Here is a 25715-nt window from a genome sequence, read left to right as displayed (position 1 = left end):
GCCACAATGCTCCCCGTCTAATATTTGAAATTGATGCGCCCTATATCGAGAAGACTTCCTGAAGTAACAGCTGTGCCTTTGCCACACTAAAAATTATCTGAACTCAGCTCCCGACCAATTTACGTGTCTCAGTATCGCATCGAAATCATTACTTTTTAAATCCGTAATCTTTCCGTACAAATTGAATGTAATCATTATTTGAATTATAATTTCTGATGTTACGGAATACGTCCGTACACTGGAGGAGTTATGGCAACAGCACGTTTAGATATCCGTCTTGATGAAGAAATAAAGGCGAAAGCTGAAAAAGCGTCAGCATTGCTTGGTCTGAAAAGTTTAACTGAATATATCGTTAGGCTTATGGACGAAGATGCAACACAGGTAATTGAAGAGCACGAAAAAATCGTGGTTCAAGATAATATCTTCGACACATTTATAGCTGCTTGTGACAAGGCAAAAGCGCCAAATCAAGCTTTGTTGGCAGCTGTAAAATTCACAGATGAGAGTGGTATCAAGTGAGTTGGGGCAAAGAGTTCGTAGAACTGAGTAAATCATATCACGACCGCAACTCATTCGACTGTGGTGAGCAAGAGCTAAATACATTTATCAAAACTCAAGCAGCAAAGCATATGGAAGCAGGCATTAGTCGAACTATGATCCTACCGAGTGCTCAGCCATTGCTTAATCAGAAGTTTGCAATATGCGCATTTTACAGTGTTGCGCCTAGCTCAATCAGTCGAGAAACCTTACCTGCGCAACTCGCAAAGAAGCTTCCTCGATACCCAATTCCAGTGTTTCTTTTAGCTCAATTAGCCGTGCATAAGGAATTTCACGGCTCAGGGCTAGGGAAAATCAGTTTAATCCGAGCACTGAAGTACCTTTGGGAGGTTAACCAACATATGAGAGCATATGCTATTGTGGTGGACTGCCTCACTGATCCAGCACAGGCATTCTATACAAAATTTGGCTTTGAAGTATTGTGTGAACATAATGGACGCGTTCGCATGTTTCTGCCAATGAAAACGATAGAAAGACTGTTTAACCAATGAGTTAACAACTTTTGAAAAAATTAGGTTATCAAGAGTGACATTAAAACATGATAGGTTAATTTTTGAATGATTTTTTAACCTATTAGGTTTTACATGTTATGCCAAACTACCACGTATACCTTATACGTTAATTTTTACACGTTATTTTAACCTAGCATTTGAAGGCTAGCGTGGAGTTGTGGAGCAAATAGCAGTTCTAGATGTAACGACCTAGGGTGTTCTATCGAATTAGGTAGCTTGCTTCCTAAACAAACATAACGATAAACCTGCAACGTCGAATGTAACAAATCACACTGTTCACTTCTCCAAGCCACAATGACACGCCATAATGACCGAATAAACAACTTAATTAGAGACCGCTATGACGACAAGAATTTTAGCTGATGTAGCAGCAAGTATTACCGAGTTTAAAGCTAATCCAATGAAAGTTGCCTCAAGTGCATATGGCGAAGCAGTTGCTGTTCTGAACAGAAATGAGCCAGCATTTTATTGTGTACCAGCAGAAGCTTATGAGTTACTTATGGATCGTCTTGAAGATTTAGAATTGTTATCTCTTGCTGCGGAGCGAGAAAATGAAGAAACGATTTCGGTAAACATCCATGACTTGTAAGCTGATTTCAAAAAGATCGCATTTAAAGCGTGCAGCAAGCTAGGTGCAATGTTTCGAGTACAAAAAAGCGATGCCCAAGATTTGACTATAGCGGTTTAACGCCAGCCTGCTCTCTATACTTAGGACTATTCTACCGCACGGTAAAAACACCATTATTTCCATTTAAGCTCAGAGAGCTTATCAAACTCCTGCGCTTAAAGCTGAAAAGCCTTTAACTATAGAACCATTTGAGGCTATTTTGACTAAGATATAAAATAATTTTATTTATCCCGAGTGGAGGAGGTATTCGTTTTATTCAGAGCAACTAGGTAATGTTGCTTTATTAACGAGCCAAGATCAGACCCTTGTATCGATAGACAAGTACGTAAAATCTACTTAATGACTCATCCTACGGCTATTGCTGATGAGAGGGGGATAATGCTACATTGAGCGCTATGCTGATACAGACTTAGCTTCTTCAATCACTTTATTTTGCGACTCAGTCGCTTTTCTTATAACCTGAGTATAAATGCGCTCTTTTTCCTCAGAGCTGGCGTTCATTACGAAGGCTGAAAGCTTAGATGTCGTTAATTTCTTTTTAGCGTTTCCAAACATAATATTCTCACTTTAAACAGCCTAAAAAATAGCCTTGCGGGCTTATTTTATCAACCTTCTCAACTCTTCGCGAGTGTAATTCTCTTTAATGTGCAGCTCGGCGGCTTCAATGTTGTCGTGATGCTGCCGTCGTTATTCTTTAACAAAAGGTCTATTTTTATGCTGAAGCCATACTTCTCTTTAACTTGTTTTATAACCTGTTGGCAGTTTAAGAATTGCTCGATAAATGTATCCGCTAGAATGCGTCGGCCTTCAAGTTTTTCTCTCGCTTGAACGAATTCCCAAGCAAGAATTGGTTCCTGATAGACGAAAATAATCAGTACGCCTCTTTCACGTTTTAATGAGCGGTCAATGTTCTTACAAGCAACAGCAAAGTTAGACAGTGTCCCGTCAAGAATAAAGTTTTGATCATTTTTGAATAATCTATCAAGTGTGCGCTCAACGACAAAGCTAACTGCTTTTTGGAACAAGTATGAATTGTCCCCAGTATATTCTTGAAAATAGTCCCTAAGCTCATCAGGATCGAGTCTAACAATGGCCGTCTCATCGAACAGCTCAACGAACGCTTTAGATGCTTCTGTTTTACCTGCGCCTGGAGAGCCGCACATAAAAATAGATACAGGATTCTCATCTGCGGGATAGAGCGAAAAGTCAGTCAATTCTCTTGCTATACGAGTTCGGTTAGCTTTTGCATAACGTATCGCTCTAACCTCTATATCTGCTTCTTGTTCTATCATGGCTTCATGTCAACTACATTAATGTAAACGTATAATATCAGTCACGGTTTTTACAGTATAAGCTTATCGTAAGTAATATAAGCTTATATGAACGGTCGAGGCTACGATTACAACATAGGTCGTTTTATGTTGCCGATTCAGTTTATTCAACATAGTGTTTTATCATGTCAATGTGAGACGCGTAGCGCTTCGAAAGAGTCATGTCGACATTTTAAGCTTTATCAACATGCTTTACTTTTATGTCGATGCAATCAATTCACCATTACGGGAATATAATCTTAGGCCTGGCTCTAAGCGTTGATAATATCAAAACGATATAATTAGCCTGACTCCGTCATACTGACATGTGATTAGTATCATCCAGATTAAGTTGCAACGTCACACCCAAGCGATAAACCTTGTAACCTTGTTAGCAGCGCTTTACGGTTCTTATTGTTTGATACAAAACGTCTAAAACGGAGTTCAAAGGCTGTTCGCTCGCCTTTAGAATGATAAGCCTCGGCCAATAAGTGCACGTCGCGTGATGCTTGATCATAACCACTGGCACACGCACGTTTTGCTTGTATTTGCGCTTGCTGCCAAACATGGTCTCGCTGCCTGTACACCTCTGTATGCTCAGCTTCTTTTAGCGCTGTTTCTGCTAGCTGCTTTTGTGCTAACACAGCGGCTTGCTCTTGCTTAAATTGCTTCAGGCCTTTCTCAATATAGGGGGTTATCACTTTTGCGTTTAGCCAGTATTGATATGCCCCTTGTTTATTGACAGCTTCTTTCTTCGTCATCGCTATCGCTTGCTGACGCGTTAACTGCCCTAGCTCAAACATAGGTATTGCGGCAATATCGTTAACAGTATCAAACGCTTTTAGCCACATAAAATAAAGCAAGCGCCAGTCACCTTGGATTAATTCCGTCCGAAGCGTGACTATATGCTGAAAAAAGTCATCCGCTTGTTCATCATCAAAATACCCAGGGTAGTCTTCTATCGAAAAAACGAGCAACTGCCATTGAGCTGACTCGTAAACAGATAAACCATGTTGACTAAACCCTATAAGTGTACTTGGTAAAGTGCCAATGGGCAGTTTTATGTAAACGTCTATGCAGCCCCAATCTGCGTAATAGAAACCGACATCAAAATAATCAAGTACAATATCGTAGGCTTCAGCCTTTAGGTCGCTGTAGTGATAAACGACCTGAAAAGAAGTCGCTGTGATTTCGGCCCGGCTTGAAATTTGTCTCAGCGCCTCTCGTTGCTTGCTCCCTAACCCCCTCTTGCAGGATAGTTATCTACACACTCAAAACGGTAGGATTGATATTCGCTCATGCTAATCTGCTAGTGCTGTGTATTAAATTGAAAGGTCTGCGTTAACAGGGGCTGAACTTGCACACTTCGTGATACATGCTCTTGCGTGAACAACCGTTTGGGATCGATCGTCACAAAACCCCAGTATTGTAAAAAACGTTCAATAAAGCGTAACTCTATTAACCTACTCAATTGCTGGATTGGCGTGCGATAATCATCAACTTGGCTATCAAGTAATAGATCTGGGAATGCCGTGGCGACTTCATCAATCAACTGTTCAACGCTAGCATGTGTTTGTAAACGCCACAGCATAAACAGCCAAAAAGTTCTCAGCTCGATACTATGCTCCCAACTATCTAAGTAACCCCAGTTGTACTTCGTGGTTGCCGCTTCCAGCATCGGCTTGAAAAAAGCATGAATACCGTGGCGCTGATACTGTGTCAAAGCCGCTTTTTTGACATGATATCGACCACTACGACGATAAATAATACCGGCAATTTCGGCCAAAATGCGGGTGTAATGTAACGCATTAAATTTATCTTCATTACTGCCCGCAAATTCACTGATGCTAATACTCGTATGCCATTCAAATTGTGACAGCGCGAACTCTGGTAAACAATCACTGGCCTGTTTGACTAATTTAGCCGGTAAATTTCCTTTACTGGTGGCTTTAAACGAACCGTCATTTTGCATCGCTTCGTCTAAAATCAGTGTCAAATAGCGCATTACAGGGCTAGTTGAAAGCACTTCCGGCGAACAAATTGTCACCCAAGCCAATTCATCAAATGGTGCATATAGCCAATTCCCCATTTGTGTGGGTGACAGCCCGCAAAAGTCAGGGTTAGCGCGGTTATTGCGCTCATCGTTTCTCTTTTGTATGACCACATTAAGCTCGTCGATCGTCAAGTTGGGTGACATCGCCACAACTTGCTCAACATCATCAAGCATTTCAGCATGCAGTTTTGACGCGCCGTCCATACAACAACGCTTATATTTTTTACCACTGCCACATGGGCAAGGACTATTTCGGCCTAAATTCATCGCTCACGACTCTTTAATATTGTTAATTCACGCGAATTTCATCAGTTGTTCAGCAGCTTAAAGCTACCCAAGCATTCATCTCGTTTTTACTGTACTCGTCTCTGGATCCTATAGTAGGCATCGGGATTTCTAAACAAAGCCTGGAAACATCGTCCATTATCGGCGACGCGGCTTGCCATTAATTAAGTATTATCATTTTACAAAGAGCCTACTGTTCCAAGGGCTTAGTATTGCGTTATCACTATACAGGTATTCAATGTTGAATTGGCTTAAAATACGATACCCAAGCAACCTCAAGATGCTCGTTTCAGAGATCCCGTAGGGCACGGCGAGAAGCAACATTTTTCTGTGTTATGAAATATTGAATTACGACTGCATAGATGCAGGAGGTAGGGCCAAGCAGGATGCCAGAGCCGAGAATAACGAGTCCTACAATCTCATGAAGACCGCCATATATGGTGGGAAGGCCGTTAATGCAGGAGCAATTAACTACCTTGAACTCTGTCACTTCTCGACATGCTGAATCCTGCATCTTGAAGTTATTTGTATCAATTGGGCTTGTTCAACACTCGGGATAAGGACGCGGCGACGCGCTGTCTATCCATATTTGTATGTGGTACGGCTAACTAAAGCGCGAGGCTAACTTCTTATAAACTGCATCTTGGTCCCTTTTACCAATAGCTAGGACATAAACAACAATTTCATCATCAATAACTTCATAAGCTAAACGATAGCCTGCTGTACGTAATTTGATTTTATAGACAGAATCATAACCGCGTAATTTCGATGCTGACACATGAGGGTTTTCGAGACACTCAATTAGCTTCTTTTTAAACTAATTTTTGATCGGCGGAGCTAATGTGCTCCACTCTTTTTGTGCTGCTGGTAGGAATTTTAATTTATAAGTCATCGATATTGACTTCCACAGCATCTGATAAATCCAGTCTGCGGCTTTCAACAAGCTGAGATAGCTCATAATCATCTAACATGTCCATTAGAAATTCGTAAGTTTCAGCAGGCACTAGATAAGCCGCTGGTTTATTGTGGTTTAAAATAGCTATAGCAGAACCATCAGCTTCGTTCAAAAGAGCTGTAGGGTTCTTCTTTAACTCTGTAATACTTGCTGAACAATCAGCTAGAACTTATCTCATGACGCCACCAAACTAGTATTAAATTAAGTGAAAATTTTAGCGCCTTTTTAATGTGAACTGCTACGTTTCCTTTTTGCCGTATAACGCCCCTGTAATTCAGTGAGCCATGTGCTGGCGGGCGATTTGCTCAATCGTTTTAGAAGTGCGTTTATTTCTTGATAAGCCATACACATACACACCTCTTGCCACACGCTCTAATAGTCCGCTCTTAACAAAGTGAAGTGGCATAGTTAATTTGCCTGATTCTCCTCCATAACCTCAATCAAATTATCCAGAGAAAACCCTCTATACTCAACGCTATAATTTTTAACGTTTAACTTTTGCAATAGGTTTACAGATTTCTCGATAAGCTTGGCTTCACTATATCGCTTCTGTTTACGCTTAACTTCAGCGATCAGGATCTTTTTATCTAGATCATTGATAGCAACAATATCGATTTCGTTATGCCCTTTAGCATCCCAGTAGCCACCGATACGGCCGTACTGTTTTGATTCAACTAAAATAGCGGTGAATAATGACTCTAACTCTAGCCCAGAGAAGACCTCAAAATCCCTTTCAATAAGCCTTCTGATATACTCATAATTCTCCATCTCAACAGCACTTTTGTTTGAGTGGATAAATCTGAACCAGAAGGTTAAAAAAGGGTCCGAAATTGAGTAACGAACATCTCTTGATGTGCCTTTAGAGCTAATCGGACGCATTTTGGTTATAACATCAAAGACTTCATCAAGTTTTTCTAGGTGCACACCAACGCTGAGCTCCAGAAAAGTCTCTATGCGAGCTCTGCTCGTGTAGCCTTTTGCGAGCGCGCCGAGAATATCAAAGTAAACGCGATGCTCTGAGCCAAAGTCCTCAACTAGCCTGTGGGTTCCTTCTTTAATAAACGGTGAAAACTCAGAGATAACAGCCTCAAAAAGGTTATCGTTTTGTCCAGAAAAACGAGTTAACCATTCGAGGTATTTGGGAATACCACCGGACAAGCACCACCAATCTAATAAGCTCTCAGCACTGAATTGTTGATGATCTTTCATTACATCAACAATGTACGATGGTTGCAGTGGCTTAATCTTAAAGAAATAATCATCACGGTTAAACAAAGGTTCGTCTTTGCCTTTAAAAATCCTTGTCATCATGCTGTAAAGAGAGCCACAGCAGACCAGGTGCATCATCGATTCTCGTTTATTTGCATCCCATAAGTTCTGAATATCAGAAAATAGGCCCGAGTTGACTATGTCTATGTCTTGGAATTCATCAATGATCACAGTAAGTGGATGAGCCTTCGAATAATCGAGCAAAAAATCGATAATATCTCTGAGTGATTGAGGGTGGAAAAACTTTGCCTCTAACTCATTTCGGATAATGTTTGTGAACTCATCAACCAATGAGCTTTCATTTTTTCTACTGATGAATAAATACAGGTACTTTATACCTGTGCCAGCAAATGCTTCATTTAATAGACGGGTTTTACCAACACGCCTTCTGCCTACCATAACACTGAGCTGTGCTTTGGTATTGATAACATTGTTTGATACTGCTCTTAAGGTTTGTAGCTCATTTTTCCGGTTGTAAAACTGTTGCACTATGCGTCACTTTAATGGATAGCGTGTTATCAACTAGCATAGGGAACTCCCACCCTAACGTCAACAAAGTTACTGTAATATAAATTACAGTAACTTTATTGACGTTAACTGGGCAGCATGACAATTATTGTCGGTCGTGGCTTTAGCAGCGAGTAGTTCATCATTTTTCAGCAAGGATACCTGCTCATTTATTTATGGGCAGGAGGAGAAGTAGCACTTATACCTTTGATAGGCTAAGGCAAAATGAGGAGGATTGTGATGGTTTACTGTCAGGTATTGGGTTTGACCCGCAACTGAGTCGTGTCTCCGTTGAGGCTACCTGACACATAATTTAGGCTTCGGAGTCGCTGGGCGGTCTAAAGCTTCCATTAACAACATAGCGTCAGCTTGGCTCAGTTTTAGATTTTGTTCACGATCGATGACTTGTTTAGCTTTTTTCAATCGCAGCACTTAAAACCCTCCATTTTCAGGCTTAGCACCTTGTTATTCATTCTATCAGCCATTATTCGTATAATGATAACGTAAGCTTACAATGATTAAAGTATCTTGAGTCGCTTTATAAACCAATCGCTGCTCATCAGAGATCCGTCTAGACCAATAGCCAGAAAGGTTCTCTTTTAACCGTTCAGGTTTCCCGATCCCCTCAAAAGGTGCTCTTCTACAATCTTTGATGAGTGTTTTTATGCGTTTCAGTGTTTTTTTGTCTTGCTGCTGCCAATAAAGGTAGTCATTCCAAGCATTGTCTGAAAAAAGAATGTTCATTAATCCAATAACTCACGCTCTTGTAGCTTACCATCTTCAACCTGTTTTATTGAATCTAACAAATGCTTTGCGTTAACTGGATTTGAAAGTAAATACAGCGTTTCTTTCCAACTATTGAACTCAGACTCAGAAAACATAACGACATTTTCAGCATCTCTACGGTGGATCACCACATGCTCACAGTCATTGACGACACGATCACAAACAGATTTAAAATTACTTCTTACTTCGGTAAAGCTGTAAACAGTCACAAACACCTCAACATGTACTTTAATAGGTACAGTTTAATTCAAAACGCAAAGGTGTACCTATTAAAGTACGTATCAGTTTTGGCAACCCGTAAAAATAGCCCCCCACTAAAGTAACCTAAGTACATATAAGCAAAGGGGGGCACTGTGGCGAATGTCGTCATCGACTCAACAGGTCTGAAAGTTTATGGTGAAGGCGAGTGGAAAACCCGTAAGCATGGTAAAGAGAAGCGACGTACTTGGCGAAAGCTACACCTGGCAGTAGATAGCTGTACGCATGAAGTTGTATCTGCGGGAGTCTCTTTAGTTAATGTCACTGACAATGAAGTTCTACCGACATTACTTAATTCCTAGATAAGGCTAATAACTCAAGTCTCAGCTGACGAAGCTTATGACACTAAAGCATGTCATAAGCTACTAAAACGCAAGGGTTGTAAGCCCACGATTCCGCTTAGAAGTAACGCGGGATACTGGGATGAAGGGGCCCTGTTTCCTAAATCGAATGGAACCTTTTGCCGTTAGCGTGCTCTGATCTCCTAAGGTAGTTATGAGAAAGCAGCAAGATGGGAAAGTCTAAACATAAAATAACCAATTGGTCTCGGTACAACAAAGCACTCGTCAATCGTGACTCTCTGACATTCTGGATTGATGAGCAAGCGATTAAGTCTTGGCGATGTACTGAACACCATGGTAGTCGTAGCCGAGGGTATATTTACTCCGATGTTGCTATTGAACCAGCACTGGTTGTTAAAAGCGTACTCAACTTGTCTCTGCGAGCACTAGAAGGCTTCCGCTGCAATCAAACATAGGGGTATGAACGATCACAAACGGCTCCGTAGCCCGAGATATCACTGATAGTCTGCGGTTGTGCACATATGCACAAATGTCGGCACAGACATTATTCTCTACGGTTGTGCACATATGCACAAATGTCGGCACAGACATTATTCTCTACGGTTGTGCACATATGCACAAATGTCGGCACAAACATTATTCTCTACGGTTGTGCACATATGCACAAATGTCGGGACGGACATTATTCTCTACGGTTGTGCGCATATGCACAAATGTCGGCACAGACATTATTCTCTACGGTTGTGCACAAATACAGACCCTGTTGTTATTGGCACTTTCCGATTGATGAATTAGTTTCGCAGCAATCCCCCATAGGGGTACGAACGATCACAAACTGCGGCGCAGCCAGAGATACCAAGGCTTTCGCAGCAATACCCATAGGGGCAGGAACGATCGCAAACTACGGTGCAACCAGAGATACCAAGGCTTTCGCAGCAATCACCCATAGGGGTACGAACGATCACAAACTGCGGTGCAGCCAGAGATACAAAGGCTTTCACTGCAATCAATCATAGGTGCAGGAACGTTCACAAACTGCGGTGCAGCCAGAGATACCAAGGATTTCACTGCAGTCAATCATAGGGGTACGAACAATCACAGACCGTTGGCCAGCCAGAGACACCAAGGATTTCACTGCAGTCAATCATAGGGGCAGGAACGATCACAAACTGCGGCGCAGCCAGAGATACCAAGGCTTTCGCAGCAATACCCATAGGGGCAGGAACGATCGCAAACTACGGTGCAGCCAGAGATACCAAGGCTTTCGCAGCAATCCCCCATAGGTGTATGAACGATCACAAACGCCTGGGCAGCCCGTTATATCAAGCTTTCGCTGCAACCACACTATAGGTGTATGAACGATCACAAACGGCTGGGCAGCCCTTTATATCTGGCTTTCGCTGCAACCACACTATAGGTGTAGGAACGTTCACAAACCGCTCCGTAGCCCGAGATATCACTGATAGTCTGCGGTTGTGCACAAATATAGACCCTGTTGTTATTGGCACTTTCCGATTGATGAGTATTAAAAATGCTCAAATCGCCATGGAGTATGATGAGTGCCGAATAACATCAGTTATGACTAGCAAGTACATAACCCCTTTTGTCGCTGAAATATGCTTATTAATAGATCTTATAATGCTATATCGTTAGTTATCGAAGGATATATTCTAGTATGCTATCTAGCATCACTTGGTAATCATCAAGTCGATAATCCTTAGCATTCAACAGCGAGGTGCGATACTCTCTAATATCAAGCAGTTAAAGCCATACCCTTAAAAACCACTGCAGGCTGCTCGAACCCTAAACACTTCTTTGTGTCGATGATTTATTCTATTTTGTGCAAATAGAATACCCTTATCTGTTACCACTCTTAAATCAGTGCCTTACTGTAGATACAGCCTCAAAAGACCATTAGCGTTTTTATTGGCACCACGCCCCTATGAACTATAGGGATGAGCAACGTAAATATCAGCATTCAATGCTTCTACTATCTCTTCGTGTTTGGCAATCTCTCGATCATTATCAGCTGCAATAGTATGAACATGTTATTTATATAGCATAAGTAAATCTATTGTCGCTTTATTTACATCTATTGCAGACTTAGAAGCCACTTTTTGGCCAAGTAAAAGCGACTTTTACGCTCCAAAATCATGGCTAGAGCGCCTGTACTAGGTTTTCCCACTACAGGGGATTAAATCGTAAGCAGGCGTCTCAGCTTGGCACCCTTGCTATTAAACCCACTGAAATACTAGGTTGACATAAAGCCATTGTAGTTGTAGGTTGAGAACAGCCACTCATGGCTATGGTGTGTTTGCTGTAAAAATGAGATTTTATTCAGAAAAAATACTAGCTCGGTACTGTTGGTGAACGCCGTATCAATAAAATCAAACACGATAGGCAGTCAAATCCAATATAACTCGAGGTAATATTATGAATATTAATGCATATTCAGATTTTGTTGAAATATCTACAACCGCTCTTTTAGATTGTTTTAAACTCGAATTTCGAGACATTCCAACTGAAATACGACAATGTAAGCTCAATCAGGGCTACCAGGCTCTGGCTAGGAATGCAGGTTTCAGCGGCCTAGAGGCAATGAAAGCGCAGAGTTCAGTGCTGCTCAAGGTGAATGAGTTTTTAGCAGCACTCGAATCATCCGGCGTGAAGAAGCATTCATGGTCAACCAATGAACACATCGCTCAACTATTAGAAAGCGATGTGCAGTGTACCTTTAGTCAAGGCGATTTGTGTGTTGCTATTCACGATAATGGTGAGATCATAGAAACGCCCTATTATGCTAACCCCTCGCCATATTCTCCTGATATAACCTTTTACGTTTTGCCTGTCGATGCTAACGGCGCATGGCTAACCTACGATGAATGGTACAGATTTATTCTCGATTTAAGAAAAAATCTGAATTTCGACGATGATATCGATAGCCAAATTAAGGATATTTGGAACGCCGTCAATCCCGATCATTGTGGTGAATTGTTTCTATCTGAACAACCCGACTGGAATGAGTTAACGCACTGTTCTGAGGGGCTATTTCGTCAGCGAATACTCGAACACTCAGGGCATACACCGCTCGATCTACTCTACGACTATTTCAGTTCAGAACGAACTAGCTAGTAAACGTCCAATAAGCAGTGCTTGATTAAGCACTGCTTATTGGAAACAGAAATTATCAGCGCTTATATATGTATTAGCTCAAACTTGAGTTTACACCGTACCTTACCATCTCACCCTGCAGAGATAACTTTACCACTTTCTTACCATCGCCTCCTTGCTCAACTCGACTTTGAGTCGGTCTTCTGAGTACAGCTTTTAAGCATCGATCTTTCCCTTCTAGCGCTTTAACCCGTTTTATTCACGCTGAGTCGATTTGAATTTTCATTTAAAAAAAACCAGCTTTCTACTTACGGAAAAATCTAGCGCTGAATCTAGAAGGTTTACTTGATTAACAATTAATAGAACTTACCCAAAATCAAGATATTCACTTTAAATTCAATCTCCTATCGCACACTAAAATACTGTCCTACAATCCTATATTTTGGGGGATGTGGATAACGAGACACTTTATGTTCTCACCGAAAAATAATCACTTTGACTTCTCACCCAATATATGCATATGTATATATATACAGTAATGCAAAAGGACTAAGTCGATTCTCTGTAGTTAATTGTTCAAGTATTTGCAAACAGAGATCTAACACGGATTGTTAAGGAGGGCAGGATGCCTAAATCAAAAAAAGTCATACTCAATAGTGTGCAATTGCAGCACCATCCGAAACTGATCACATTACTCTCCGGTGATGTTTTTTCATTATCAGTGCTCCCTACGATCCATATGCTGACTATTGAACAAGTTCAGCTAATCCTAGATAGCCCCCCAATTCCTGTTGCACGCAACTCTAGCTACGGTACCTGTGAGCAACTAGTTGATATGCCATTACTGGATTTACAGCGGATCCAACCGAGCTATCAAAAACTAATAGCCCCCTTACTCATTAACAAGAAAGCTGAACCGGCTTTGACCGCGTTAACCTTAATTAAACCGACGTTAGTGTACCAAGATCAAAAGCGACTGCCTGAAATGCTACATCATCTAATATGCACTTCTAAAGCACACGGTTTTTCAACACTCTCAAAAAAACGATTTAGTGAATTGGCTCAGCTCTCCCCCTCGGCAATCAGAGCTAAAATAGTTAGAGGGGGCATGAGTAAACAGCCTTTTATCGCAAAAAAGAATCGACAACAGGGCGCGAGAAAGGATCCTTGCGGGAATGCTATGAAAACAAAGCAGCGCTTGATTAGCAGTTTTACCCTCGAGTACCACCCGATGGTCGCAAGTATACTCAGCGATGAGATAACGGTGCAGTTTACCCCTTACGTGGTTGAACAACTTCATGAGCACGAAATACAGCTCTTGCTGCAGACACTAACCCTGCATGTAATAGCCTCAACTTCGGATCACTATCTGCTTTTAATGCCCGAACCACTGTTTGCGCTACTGCGAGAACACCCCTGCGCGCAATCTCAAAAAGTTAGCCTATGTGTGCACCCGAGTTCAGACAATAACATCGAACAGACAATCACGACATTAATGCTCACTCTGCCTGCATTGCAATACAACTACCAATCTTCGTCGCTAAAAATCTTAGCCACTCGACTCGACACCGCCAAATCCAATCCAGCACTATCATCCATATCACTGCCTAAAAAGAACCGATTGGCACTCCTCGCTAGGGTATCACCATCAGCAATCCGGACTCCCACCCACAAGATCGTCAACAATGACGATAAGGATTTAAGTCATGAGTAAACTAAGTGCTATCAAACGTCAGGCGCGTCAGCGTAATAGCGGCGGTGTCTACCCAGAGCCAATGAGCGTAGCTCTAACACTACTTACAGCTCTGCACCGATTAAAACCGCGCGTACAACCTGCCTCTGACGGTAAGATAAACTCCTACGATCGACAGCGGTTTTATTTTACCTACCTATGGCTCACAGGCGAACTTGCTGATTGCCGGACTACTAACGATATCCCCACGATAAACATCCTCACCGGCAGTGAGCCGTGCAGAGCCAATTCACTACGGCGAGTACGGATGAATAATATTTCCTGGGTCGAGTATGCACTGGCGCACGACACACACCATGGTATTAAATGGCAATGGCAACCCTTACCAAACGGACTCAATGCCTACTTTAGTCATGCATTAACCCAGACTACCGAGCATTGGGGATTATCTATTCAGGAAAAAGAGGCTTTCATTCATGGATTGACGAAAAAGTGGCGTACACCATCTTCGTTATTAGGGCGACATCGCATACGCCGTGACGGATTCTTTAGCTACTTTAAAACGTTGGCCAATCTTGATAGCGGGCTATCGACACTCAGTAAACGTATGCTACTCGGAGAAGAGGGACTACATCATCACTCTGCCAGTGCCTATCAATACCAAGACAGCGAGCAGCTCCGCTATGAGATCTTTCATGCGCAAACCCGATATCTAGATAGGCTACGTCAAGTTCTGATGACACCTGAGCTCGAACCGATGCTCAATGTATCCCTCCCCATCAGTGCAAATGAGCGCTCACTGTTACATAAAAACGATCCGCTACCAGCGTACTTATCAGAATCCGGCAGGATTGCAGAGTTTCACCTCGATCTCACTAAGGCAACGAAAACCTATATCAAAACCCCACCGCTTCCCATTGGCTCACAGCGTATGTTGGAAGTGGACAAAGTACGGTATTTTTTTCGTCATATTCACCAACAAGCGCAGCAACTTACCCACCCGCAGCACACAATAACCACCCTCCGTGAGTTAGTTAATTTTCGCGCCAATGAACTCGCATTACTGTTCATCGTATTAACTGGCGTTCGCCCGACTCATGCCATTACGCTTGAGCAAGCTTGCTGCTTTAACTTTCAACACGCTATTGTTAGCGACAAAGGTCGCTGGCGCAGTGTGACGCTGCCTAACTACCTGCAGCAAGCAATCCTGCGATTTGAACAGCTTAAACATCAGCTCAACCAACTTTTCCCAATGTATACTCCCTCTGCATTGCTGTGGTTTCAAGTCAATGAACTGGGTGAGCCGGTGCCACTTACAGCAAAAGCATTACGGCACTTTATGATGCAACATTGGTCTCAATGCTACCCAAACGATCGAGTGGTGCCCTACCAACTACGGCACTTTTTTGCTCAGCATGCCAGAGCGGCCCTCGATCCGGTATTATCCACCCAAGATGTTGACCAGCTAATGGGACATTCCTCTTTTGGTGAACACCTTGGCAGTGATATGCACTTCCCTGCATCGCAAAAAAAGCTCACCAAGCACCTCAATGGCATTAGTGACTTTTTACAGCTGCCACCGTTCACGGAGGGTAAGTGATATGCTCAATTACAGTACGCTACAGCGCTACCATATAGATCAGGGACAAGCGATAGAAGAGCGCACCGATATAGAATGGATATGCCTGCGCATGGAACCGCACTCCCGCGAACGTCAACTCAAGGCTGTAAACCTAAAGCTAATCAATAAAGCTATTACCGACATCCCCACGGGGCGTCAACGCCGACTTAAACGAGCACGAAACCAAGTCTTACAATATCTGCATGATGTCTGTGATTGGACGCTGCCTAAGCGACAAGAAAAACAGTTCACAGATATTGCACTCAAGTGGATGCGTAAAATACAAATCCTCAACGACAATGCAGGTACATTACTTCGAGGCTACCAACTGCAACGCCAGCACTTTATCGCCGAACCTAAGAGCGAGTTAAAAAGCGAATTAGCCTGGTTACTTACTGTACTCTACATAGAGGTCGCTCCTCTGCCATTGAATTACTGGCAAGCGGTTCTCAGTAGTGCTGAGCCCATTGAGTATTTTGAAGGTCAATATACCCTTAAGGTGCCGCACCCAACGCCTATCGCTGCGTTTGCTAACAACACTCAACCAAGCTTTACTCGGTTGCCATTGCCGTTGTTTGCTTATCGGCTCTTACAACAATATATGCTGCAGCAAACTCAGGTGCCAACCACCAATGCACTGATACAAGCGTTAAATCAGGAGTTATCGGCGCAGCCTTATTACCTCACTCCGCGCTCGGCAGCCCACTGGCAGCGCACGTTTCAATCGTTGTGGCATCATCATTATCAAGTGCCTGCCGAGCTATTGCGTGATATTTCCGATCCTCAACGCCATGTCGCAACATTGGCGTACACCTACAACCCGACTCTACCTGTTGCAGTCAAAAATTCGCTTTATCAGCCTATCGTATTTCCTCAATTAGAAAAGCAAGGCAGCATTACATCAAAATCGAGCAAGCCTCATTGGCCGCACAGAGATTTAATCAAGTATTACCGCCGTAAAAGCACCATATCAGCATCAGCCGTCATGCCATTGGTGCCCAATTGGACTCAAGATAACATCCTCCCCAAACTGCTGTTTCACTTTTGTGAATCGCTATTTATTGAGGGCGGAATTAAACGTGACAACCTCCCTGCGGATACTGTCGACCGCTATAGCAACTTTTACAAAAACCTTGCTCCGTTATCATATCAAGCAGCCTGCGAACCCGATAAATTAGTCGAATGGGCGCAGCAAGCATTTGCAATGCTTGAGAGCAAAGACTCTCAGGCTTGGCATTTCTACCAATTTTTGCGCAGCGTGGCACAGCAACCATTAACCGACCACCTTGATTTAAGTCAGTTTGAAAAGCCAAGCTTACCTGCTCGTATTGATCCTTTTCGGCTGAGCGTCTCGCAGTTACATCAGGTTATCGAGCACTTACTATCATCCAACAATGGTCACGTGCTGCAACGGCTGTTTGCCAGTGTTGCAGCCTTACTTGGGTTTTACGGCGCTTTACGTCGAGGAGAGGTATTGCGTCTTCGAGTCGGCGATATTCGTCAAGTCGGCAATCAAAACAACCGTTTTCAGCTGACGATTACAGGGACTCCTGAGGGCCAAACAAAAAGTCGGCAAACTCGCCATGTGTATATCGTCATGCCAAAAGTCGCTGCAAAGCTCGTACGTATCGTCATTAAGATGCATGCAGAGAGTGATAACGCACAACCATTATTGGCCTTATGTGGTGAATCGATTGCTTCACGCGCCAGTCACTATCTATATCCGGTGACGCAAGTGCTCAAAGGGTTGTTTGGTCAGCAGGTACGTTTTCATCATTTACGCCACTCAGGTGTAGAACTCACCTATCTGCAAGGATTGCATTTGGCCTATGAGCGCGCAGATAACCATTTAGCCTCGTTGCTCGATGATAACGCCATGCAAACGATGCTGACTCAGCAAAATTGCTTAGCACGCTTTAGTTTTTGGTTAGAAGGCCGCGATTTTAGCGAGGTAAACGACAGCTTGCTTTTTGACGTGATTAGCGCTCAATTTGGCCATGCACACTATGCCACCACTCGGCGTCATTATCTGCATGGCCTTGAGCGGATCATTCCGCTATTTAAACCACATAAACGCAACTACAGCCGTGATGAGTTGCGCTACCTTTTAGATATTCCTACCGGGTCAAATGATATCTCCAGAGTGCTTGCAGAGCTCAGTCCTGAATATGCAGCGTTGCCTGAACAAGCCAAAAAGTACCATCAACCCAGCTTTAGTGAGGCGCAACTCCTAAAAAGGGTGGTACCCAAACAGGCCATTTCTAAGCATAAACAATGGAGCGACGATAAGTGGTTGAAACAATGGAGTGAGCATATACCAAGGCAATGGCATAGCGAACAAACTTTTTATCTCATGAATGGCCAGGCGATACGCATGTTGACAACGGGTGAGCTTACCATGAAAACCCTTAGCGAAGCGTGGCAGCAATTGGGGCAACACCAAGGGTTCGTGCTGGATAAAAAGCAACGCACTGCGATTAAGCACTTAGGCGGTGCAAGAGTAATTGAAGCAAAGGCGAGTAAAAGTTTAGCAAGGCTAGATGAGCCGAGTAAGCTCGATATGGTCTTCAATTGCCCCTGTAACCAGCGCACGCTTAAGGCGTTTCAAAGCTTATGTCATCAAGGCGCAATGAAATCATTCGATGCGACACTGACCTTAGTGCAAAACCGAAAAAGCCTTAACAGCCATAAACTAGGATTGGTCAAAAGCCGCTTTGCGCGCAAACAAGACAAGGTGCAGCATAAGGTTATACCTGCTGGTGACACCTGCCTTAACATCACCCTGCACACACCTTTTTCCGCTGCAACATTCAAACGTCCACTCACCCAATATTTTGATAATTTATCAACTATCACTGCTTAAGAGGATCCCAACATGCCAAAACTTGAATTTAATGCTGACAGTAAACGAGACATAAGCCACCTAGTTGACGACATCAGCGACAAAGATCCGATCCCTTATGTCACCGTGGTGATAGAGACCAAAGAGGTCGGCTATTTAATTGGTGGGCAGAGCGATTTTCCCTCTATGGTTAAGTTACCACTTAATAGCGACTGGGGGCTCAAAAAAGGTCAATGGTCATTATGTGCCAGTAGCTTTAGTACATGGTGGCGAGCGGAGTCAAAAAACACCTTAGATGAAACCCCAATCAGCATCGAAGTGGAATATGGCAAACAGCAAAAACTACCGCTTCTTAATGGCCTGATGGCGCAAGTCTCTCGCCTCTATATTCAAGCCAAACCGCCGATAGAGTCCCACCTTGCCTTTCTTGAACAACATAAAAATCAAACTTACCAAGTATTACCAACAGATTCAGCTAGGGTGATCCTTGAAGTCGCCGATTCTCACCAACCTTTTGATGTGTTTGAACTCAATAAAGAGCAGCAAAAAGTCCGCATTGAGCGTGATAACAACATTCAAACCTGTGCGCTACCAGAAAATATGGACGTCACACATGGCATATTGCTCAACAAAGAAAGCGTGGTACAACTGGAACGGATCTGCCATAACTCGGATGCAGAGCAGATCCAGTATTATTTGGATGATGAACGCGCGATATTTAGTGATGGGAACCGCGTGAGCTCAAGCTCGTTGGCATCGCTGCGTGAATATCGATTGAAAAAAGAAACAGTGTATCGAACCGAAGTGAAAATTATCATCAACATTTACGATTTTAAGGAAGATCTTAAAAAGTACTTGTCGATTACGCCGTTAAAAAAAGCCAACCAAGCGCTACTCTATATCGATGCAGACTATGTCATGCTTGCCAGCTTAGTTGAAGAAACCGGTAGTAACCGTTTTATCCGCACCAAACATATCGAATGTGACAAGCCCTCGCTATACAGCATCAACTTAAGTCAGCTTAATCGTGTGCCGATCAAAGATATGACTAGCGCAGAACAAATGAAAATCGCAGTATTAATTAATGAGCAAGGCGAGTTAAAGCTGGGCTTTTATAACGACAGAAATAATAGCGATCCTTATCAAAGCATCACTGATATCGAATACGCCTCACCCAAAATGGAGTTGGTACTTAATTCAAAAGCCAAACTAGAAATCATGCTAAAACAACAAAATGCTATCGGTGATGAATCAAATCAATTTGATATGCTTGGTTTTGAGGATGTGTGATTATGTGGTCGGTGTCAACTCAGGCTAACTTTAAGCGCTTCAGAGTAGATAACTGCTGCAAACAGCAATCGAAACGCTGAAAGTAGCAGCGTGTTTCAAGGTAGCTTGCAATACCGACACAGGGTGCCTGACCACCTTGAAAAACACTGAAAGTATCAAGTTGATAATGGCTGCTCTATATCCACTGTGTGACCAAAATATTTGGCAGTCATAAAGCATTGTCTGTACTTAACGATTTAAATTACAGTTAACATCAATTAGCACTAGCGTTAGCGCTGACAACGATTCTGACACAGGGCTATCTTGAAAACATCGCTATTATCAGTCAGCGGCATTAACAGCATAAGTAAGTGTTGATGCGCCTTTGATAACAACATGCACTGATTAACGCTACGACGACTACTTATGAACATAGCTTATAAGCGGCACTTGTGATTAGTACTTGTAGCGGCGTTTTTCAAGGTAGTTAGTGGTTACGATTAGTACTTGTGAATAGTACCTCTGAGTAGCACTTCCCATTAGCACTGGACAAATATACAGTTACAGCTATAGTAATAGATGTGTTTTTAACCAATAGTCCTATTTTAAGCAATATTGGTCATTAGCAACAAAGAAAAGGAAAAAAAACAAAATAAGTAAGCTAGGTTAGCTTTTGCTTTAAGAAAGCGTGTTTTACAAGCGAGACAGGCAAACGCGACTGACAAGCGAGAAGTAGAAAATAAGTTAACCTATAAAAAAAGCAGTTGGGGCAGAGTGGCGGCAACCACCCTACCCCGTACCGGCTGCGCAGTCTATTAACCGAATCCAGCCGATGGACAAATTCTAACGAATTCCATTGGTAAGGGACAGATCTATTTAACGATCTGCAATCAATGGAGGCCATTATGGCTCATATTCGCATCCGTCCTAACGGGCGCATTCAGTTCGACCTACACCTCTATGGCTGCCGTTTTCGTGAAGGCACCAAACTGATGGCCACACCTAAAAACCTCGCTAGTGCCAAAGCCACCCTCAAGCAAATGAATGCTGAAATTGATTTAGGCAGTTTTCAGTACCGCGATTACTTTCCAAAAAGTAAAAAAGTCGCCAAGTTTGAGAAGCTACAACGAGACAAATATCCCGACCGCCAATATCCATTTTTTGATACGTTTGCTATTCAATGGTTTGAACGACAAAAAGCCAAATGGAAAAACAGCTACCGCGATACTGTGCGTAATACGCTGGATAAATACCTAATCCCCCAGTTTGGCAATACTTTGCTTAACGAAGTCACTCTATCGCAAGTTGATTTTTTTCGTCAGGAATTAATGGAGGGCAAGAAAAAGGATGGTACTCGGCTGCTATCGAATAGGCGCATCAATAATATTCTGTGGCCGCTAGTGGCGATAGTCAGCCTTGCAGCAGAAGAGTGTAAGTTTGATTATTCATTGAGACGCTATCGCTCTCTCAAAGAAGAAAAAGCCGAATCACACCCGATGACAATTGATGAGGTGCGCCAATTTTTAACGCATGTACCCAAACAATGGAAAGATTACTTTATCGTCCGCTTCTGGACTGGGATGAGAAGTTGTGAGGTGCATGGATTAGAATGGCAGCATATTGATTTTGACCACCGTTTAATCCGTATAAGACAAAACTGGGTCAATGGCGAAACATGTGATGTAAAAACACCGAAATCTCGTAGAGAACTTAAGATGTGTGATTCGGTGTATGAAGCATTTAAACGGGTTAAAGAGGCGAGCCAATCAGATTCAAACTTTGTGTTTATCGGACCGTCTGGCACACCATTAGAAACACACTATGTGAGTAGAAAGCTATGGTATCCAGCACTTAAAAAAGCAGGGCTAAAACCAAGACGCCCTTATGAAACACGCCATACTGCGGCCGTACTACATATCGCTGCACACGAAAATCCGCTATACGTGTCGCAAATGCTAGGGCACAGCGATACAAGACTTCTATTTGATGTGTATGCGCCATATGTGGCTAATGCGTCTAGAACAGATGGAAAGGCTTTTGATTTGTTGATGAAAGAGCAAGTAACTCTATAACAAAAAAAGCCATAGTCGCTTTCGCACTCTATGGCTTATATTTCATTTAGACCAATGTAAATTGTAAATTAAGAGCGGACAGCATTTGCAATATATTCTGCCTGTGCTTGAGACATTTCGACATCGGTAGATTCAACCATCACTCGGATAAGTGGTTCAGTACCCGATTTACGTAGTAGCACACGACCATTTTCAGCCAAGACTGATTCAGCTTCAATAACAGCTTGTTGAACGACGTTAGAATTTAAAATTTCATCGGCGTTATTAGTCAACAAGCGCACATTGATCAGTACTTGTGGTAATTTTTTCATACCAGAAACGATCTCAGCCAATGATTGTTGAGCTTCTAATATTGCTTGTAACACCAATAACGAAGCCACCACACCATCACCAGTGGATGCATGATCCAAATGCAAAATATGTCCTGAACCCTCGCCCCCTATACGCCAACCGGTCTCTTTTAATTGCTCTACAACATAGCGGTCACCTACTTTAGCGCGTTTAAAAGGAATGTCCATTCCCTTTAACGCAATCTCGAGGCCCAAGTTAGACATTAATGTCCCAACAATACCACCAGACATAGTCCCTTGCTGTTTTGCAGACTTTGCCAATATATACAGGATCTGATCACCGTCAACAACATGGCCATTGTGGTCAACGAACATCACTCTATCTGCATCACCATCAAGCGCTATACCTAAATCAGCCTCGTGCACAATCACAGCAGTTTGTAAGCTATCTAGGCTTGTTGCACCACACTCGGCATTAATGTTAAGCCCATTAGGCTTGTCATTGATGCTAACCACTTCAGCGCCAAGCTCTCTGTAGACATTAGGCGCGATATGATAGGCTGCCCCGTTGGCACTATCTACTACGATTTTTAGCCCTGCTAATGACAGCTCATTAGAGAATACGCCTTTACAGAATTCAATATAGCGCCCAGCAGCATCATTAATACGTCTTACTTTTCCTAATTCAGCAGACTCTACACACTGCATCGCATTATGATTAATCGCTTTATCTAGCAGAGCTTCGATTTCAAGTTCTTGCTCATCATTAAGCTTAGTGCCTGAATTAGAGAAAAACTTAATCCCATTATCATAAAAAGGATTATGTGAAGCACTGATAACAACGCCAGCATCAGCACGGAAAGTCGAGGCTAGATAAGCAACCGCAGGTGTTGGCATAGGCCCAACTAACGCGACATTAATACCTGCTGCAGATAGACCAGCCTCGATCGCCGACTCAAGCATATAGCCACTAATGCGGGTATCTTTACCGATTAACACTTCTTTAGTACCGCTTGAGGCCAAAACAGTCCCAGCAGCCCAACCTAACTTCATTGCGAAATCGGGTGTGATAGGAAACTCACCAACCTTTCCACGAACTCCATCAGTACCAAAATATTTACGAGACATAAATTAATTTCCTAAAACTGCGCAAAATAAACTAATAACCAGAGACACATATTTATTTTACCGCGTCACCAGAACCACTACCTGAGACTGTCATCATGATGTACTTGAAGTAATCTTTAACATTTAGGCTATCAATCATCTGCTTGTCAGTTTTTGCTAATAAAGCAGGTGTAGACATATCAATATTTTGAACTTGAGCTAAACCTGTAACGCCAGGTAAAACATCGTAAACCCTTAACGCATCGCGCTCTTTAATTAACTCTTCTTGATTAAATAAGTTCGGTCGAGGACCAACCAAACTCATTTCACCTTTAATCACATTAATTAATTGCGGTAATTCATCAATCTTAGTTTTACGTAGGAAGCTACCCAATTTTGTAATTGAAGCATTACTCGCTAAGTGACTAGCGACTGATTTGGTTTCAACAGACATAGTGCGAAACTTAATCAATTTAAAAGGCTTTTTATTTCGGCCTACACGGGTTTGAACAAAAATAGGCGAACCAGTATCAAACATGCCAATAATTGTGACGACCAATAAAACAGGCCAAAGCAATAACAGTCCAAAGAAGGAGGCTAAAAAATCGATAATGCGGATCATTTATGTACTCTATTTATTTTTATTGAGAAGAAAATACTCTGCGGTTTCTTTAAAACCTTGCTCAAGCGTCTGTGGAGGAACCCAACCTAACGTATCTTTAGTATGTGATATATCGACCTGTAAAGACCCTATAAGCCTATCTACTAAATCAGACTTACCAGTTAACTTACCAACGAAGCGATAGCACCATAAAGGTACTGGCAGTAATCTACTGGGTTTTCCGAGTGCATATGACATATGCTTTACCATTGAGGCAGTAGATAAATCATGATCATCAGAAACTAAAAATATTTGATTTGCAGCCTTTGGATGTTCAACACAGTTCATAATCAGATCAACCAGGTTCTTTACTGAAACTAGACTTCGTTTGTTATGTTTTATGTTGCCGAAAGGCAAAGGTAAACCTTTTGAAGCTAATTTTAATAGCGACGCAAAATTAGCCTTAACTCCGGGCCCGTAAACCAATGTTGGTCGTATAATAACGACCTCTAACCCAGTTTCTTTAGCAAATTCTAACAACTGTTCTTCAGCTTCCGATTTAGACTTCCCATAAAAGTCTTCAGGGGCTCTTGGATCAACTGCGGTGAAAGGTATACCACTTAGGGTCGACTCACCATTAACTTTTATGCTGCTAACAAATATAAAGCGTTTGACACCAGCTTCTAATGCTTGCTGTGCAAGCTTAATAGTTCCTATTGTATTAACTTTTCTGTAGTCATCTAACGGTTCAGACGAATGGTCATTCATAACGTGAACTCGTGCTGCGCAGTGAATAACGACTGAGATATTAGAAAAAGTAGACTTATCATAACTTCCACTTAAAAACTTCGTAAATGATAAAGTTGAGGTTCGATATAAATCTGGTTGAACAGCCTTTACAAAATAATCCCCAACAAATCCTGATGAGCCCGTGACTAATATATTCATGTCTATTCCTTAAAACTATCACTTATAATATCAATGACCTCACTAACACCAAAAAAAGAAATGTTATTATAATCATTATAATTTTTAAAATCATAGTCTACAATTAATCTGTTTAGGTGAGTCAAATCAAAGCATGTACAACAAAAGTTATGCTTTTCTAGATAACATCCTAATTCAGACTGATGTTTATCACTGCGCTCCAAATTAGGAATGGCTATCAAAGGAATTTTACTGTTAAGGCACTTAAAAACTGTGCCAGCACCACAATGTGATATTACTAAATCAAAATCCGTAAGATTTAAGTCTGGAGAAAAATCAAAATAAAGACCGTTTTTAGGTTGATATCCTCCTTTGCCAATTTGGAAAGTAAATTCATCGACTGAATTAGATGAGATTTTATCACAACGCTCTACCAAGGAATCAAAAGAACCTGTACCTACAGTAACTAATATTTTCATAACCTTCCTAAGAACACTGATTTATCGTAGACCTGCAATAATTCCTCATTCTGTACTATTATGTGATTAGCTACATAACTCATGATAGAGCCTGTCATACTTTTACTATAGAACATACAAGAAGACTCAAAAAAAACTATAGTACTTTTACAAAAAAATTTAAAAAAAATTGAAGGAAAAATACAGAGACCAGGTCCGGTACTCAGAACACATTTAACATCAAACCTAACTATTAAATAAGAAATTAGCAATATATTATATATTAGAATCGGTATGGAAT

General features: G+C 42.1%; 21 protein-coding genes and 5 pseudogenes. 11 read left to right on the top strand and 15 right to left on the bottom strand.

From position 1 onward, the window contains the following. Positions 1-249 precede the first annotated feature (249 nt). From L1D44_RS14215 to L1D44_RS14205, 3 genes are all read left to right on the top strand, one after another. Positions 250-519 carry a DUF1778 domain-containing protein gene (locus L1D44_RS14215; protein ID WP_239891623.1) on the top strand — a complete coding sequence of 90 codons (270 nt, stop codon included), beginning with the start codon at positions 250-252 and terminating at the stop codon, positions 517-519. Then, positions 516-1049, top strand: coding sequence for a GNAT family N-acetyltransferase (locus L1D44_RS14210; protein ID WP_239891621.1), 534 nt, complete (start codon positions 516-518; stop codon positions 1047-1049). The genes L1D44_RS14215 and L1D44_RS14210 overlap by 4 nt, the downstream gene beginning before the upstream one ends. 361 nt (positions 1050-1410) lie before the next feature. After that, on the top strand, positions 1411-1659 hold the full coding sequence (locus tag L1D44_RS14205; protein WP_239891619.1) for a type II toxin-antitoxin system Phd/YefM family antitoxin: 249 nt from the start codon (positions 1411-1413) through the stop codon (positions 1657-1659). 432 nt (positions 1660-2091) lie between these two features. On the opposite strand, the gene L1D44_RS14200 is transcribed toward L1D44_RS14205, so the two are convergent. The 10 genes and pseudogenes from L1D44_RS14200 to L1D44_RS14155 form a co-directional block, all read right to left on the bottom strand. Beyond that, a complete protein-coding gene (locus L1D44_RS14200; protein WP_239891617.1) occupies positions 2092-2253 on the bottom strand; it encodes a hypothetical protein in 162 nt (53 codons plus the stop codon). 59 nt (positions 2254-2312) lie between these two features. Next, positions 2313-2990: a zeta toxin family protein gene (locus L1D44_RS14195; protein ID WP_239891615.1), complete on the bottom strand. Its 678-nt coding sequence runs from the start codon at positions 2988-2990 to the stop codon at positions 2313-2315. Positions 2991-3355: 365 nt separating this feature from the next. Continuing rightward, the gene (locus tag L1D44_RS14190; protein WP_239891613.1) at positions 3356-3871 is read right to left on the bottom strand and encodes a hypothetical protein; all 516 of its coding nucleotides are present in this window, start codon (positions 3869-3871) and stop codon (positions 3356-3358) included. 446 nt (positions 3872-4317) lie between these two features. Next, positions 4318-5328 (bottom strand): SEC-C domain-containing protein, encoded by a 1011-nt coding sequence (locus tag L1D44_RS14185; protein ID WP_239891611.1) that lies wholly within the window; start codon positions 5326-5328, stop codon positions 4318-4320. Between the two features lie 622 nt (positions 5329-5950). Beyond that, positions 5951-6238, bottom strand: a pseudogene (locus L1D44_RS14180) (type II toxin-antitoxin system RelE/ParE family toxin). Continuing rightward, positions 6228-6446: a type II toxin-antitoxin system Phd/YefM family antitoxin gene (locus L1D44_RS14175; protein ID WP_239891707.1), complete on the bottom strand. Its 219-nt coding sequence runs from the start codon at positions 6444-6446 to the stop codon at positions 6228-6230. Before L1D44_RS14175 ends, L1D44_RS14180 begins: the two are co-directional and overlap by 11 nt. Before the next feature lie 263 nt (positions 6447-6709). Beyond that, positions 6710-8059 carry an ATP-binding protein gene (locus L1D44_RS21855; RefSeq protein WP_239891609.1) on the bottom strand — a complete coding sequence of 450 codons (1350 nt, stop codon included), beginning with the start codon at positions 8057-8059 and terminating at the stop codon, positions 6710-6712. 315 nt (positions 8060-8374) lie between these two features. Further along, positions 8375-8500 (bottom strand): annotated as a pseudogene (locus L1D44_RS14165) (DUF1778 domain-containing protein); the annotation flags it as partial. 54 nt (positions 8501-8554) lie between these two features. Beyond that, positions 8555-8821, bottom strand: a complete 267-nt coding sequence (locus tag L1D44_RS14160) for a Txe/YoeB family addiction module toxin (RefSeq protein WP_239891607.1) — start codon at positions 8819-8821, stop codon at positions 8555-8557. Then, positions 8821-9072, bottom strand: coding sequence for a type II toxin-antitoxin system Phd/YefM family antitoxin (locus tag L1D44_RS14155; protein ID WP_239891605.1), 252 nt, complete (start codon positions 9070-9072; stop codon positions 8821-8823). Before L1D44_RS14155 ends, L1D44_RS14160 begins: the two co-directional genes overlap by 1 nt. A 144-nt stretch (positions 9073-9216) precedes the next feature. Between L1D44_RS14155 and L1D44_RS14150 the strand changes: the two are divergent. Continuing rightward, positions 9217-9552 (top strand): annotated as a pseudogene (locus L1D44_RS14150) (transposase); the annotation flags it as partial. A gap of 80 nt (positions 9553-9632) precedes the next feature. After that, positions 9633-9860 (top strand): annotated as a pseudogene (locus tag L1D44_RS14145) (transposase); the annotation flags it as partial. Positions 9861-11176: 1316 nt separating this feature from the next. Here the strand turns inward: L1D44_RS14145 and L1D44_RS14140 are convergent. Beyond that, positions 11177-11611 (bottom strand): annotated as a pseudogene (locus L1D44_RS14140) (IS30 family transposase); the annotation flags it as partial. A gap of 245 nt (positions 11612-11856) precedes the next feature. On the opposite strand from L1D44_RS14140, the gene L1D44_RS14135 reads away from it, so the two are divergent. The 6 genes from L1D44_RS14135 to L1D44_RS14110 all read left to right on the top strand — a co-directional run bounded on the left by L1D44_RS14135 (position 11857) and on the right by L1D44_RS14110 (position 22031). Then, entirely contained in the window at positions 11857-12555 is a 699-nt protein-coding gene (locus L1D44_RS14135; RefSeq protein WP_239891603.1) for a hypothetical protein, read from the top strand. Between the two features lie 604 nt (positions 12556-13159). Then, positions 13160-14248 carry a hypothetical protein gene (locus tag L1D44_RS14130; RefSeq protein WP_239891601.1) on the top strand — a complete coding sequence of 363 codons (1089 nt, stop codon included), beginning with the start codon at positions 13160-13162 and terminating at the stop codon, positions 14246-14248. Next, positions 14241-15827: a hypothetical protein gene (locus tag L1D44_RS14125; protein WP_239891599.1), complete on the top strand. Its 1587-nt coding sequence runs from the start codon at positions 14241-14243 to the stop codon at positions 15825-15827. The genes L1D44_RS14130 and L1D44_RS14125 overlap by 8 nt, the downstream gene beginning before the upstream one ends. A gap of 1 nt (position 15828) precedes the next feature. Further along, positions 15829-18711, top strand: coding sequence for a hypothetical protein (locus tag L1D44_RS14120; RefSeq protein ID WP_239891597.1), 2883 nt, complete (start codon positions 15829-15831; stop codon positions 18709-18711). Positions 18712-18723: 12 nt separating this feature from the next. Continuing rightward, positions 18724-19980, top strand: coding sequence for a hypothetical protein (locus tag L1D44_RS14115; RefSeq protein WP_239891595.1), 1257 nt, complete (start codon positions 18724-18726; stop codon positions 19978-19980). Positions 19981-20864: 884 nt separating this feature from the next. Continuing rightward, entirely contained in the window at positions 20865-22031 is a 1167-nt protein-coding gene (locus tag L1D44_RS14110; RefSeq protein WP_239891593.1) for a DUF3596 domain-containing protein, read from the top strand. Between the two features lie 68 nt (positions 22032-22099). On the opposite strand, the gene glmM is transcribed toward L1D44_RS14110, so the two are convergent. Genes glmM through pssE form a run of 4 tightly spaced genes read right to left on the bottom strand, consistent with a single transcriptional unit; the run spans position 22100 to position 25435 of the window. Next, entirely contained in the window at positions 22100-23449 is a 1350-nt protein-coding gene (gene glmM / locus L1D44_RS14105) for a phosphoglucosamine mutase (protein WP_239891591.1), read from the bottom strand. A gap of 52 nt (positions 23450-23501) precedes the next feature. Next, positions 23502-24050 (bottom strand): sugar transferase, encoded by a 549-nt coding sequence (locus tag L1D44_RS14100; RefSeq protein WP_239891589.1) that lies wholly within the window; start codon positions 24048-24050, stop codon positions 23502-23504. 9 nt (positions 24051-24059) lie between these two features. After that, positions 24060-24977, bottom strand: coding sequence for an SDR family oxidoreductase (locus tag L1D44_RS14095; protein ID WP_239891587.1), 918 nt, complete (start codon positions 24975-24977; stop codon positions 24060-24062). 2 nt (positions 24978-24979) lie between these two features. Continuing rightward, positions 24980-25435, bottom strand: coding sequence for a PssE/Cps14G family polysaccharide biosynthesis glycosyltransferase (pssE, locus tag L1D44_RS14090; protein ID WP_239891585.1), 456 nt, complete (start codon positions 25433-25435; stop codon positions 24980-24982). Positions 25436-25715 lie beyond the last annotated feature (280 nt).

It is taken from the genome of Shewanella sp. Isolate13, assembly GCF_022398325.1.
Classification (GTDB): Bacteria; Pseudomonadota; Gammaproteobacteria; order Enterobacterales; family Shewanellaceae; genus Shewanella.
The sequence above is the reverse complement of the archived record's forward strand: the minus strand, read 5'-3'. Positions and strand labels throughout refer to the sequence as shown.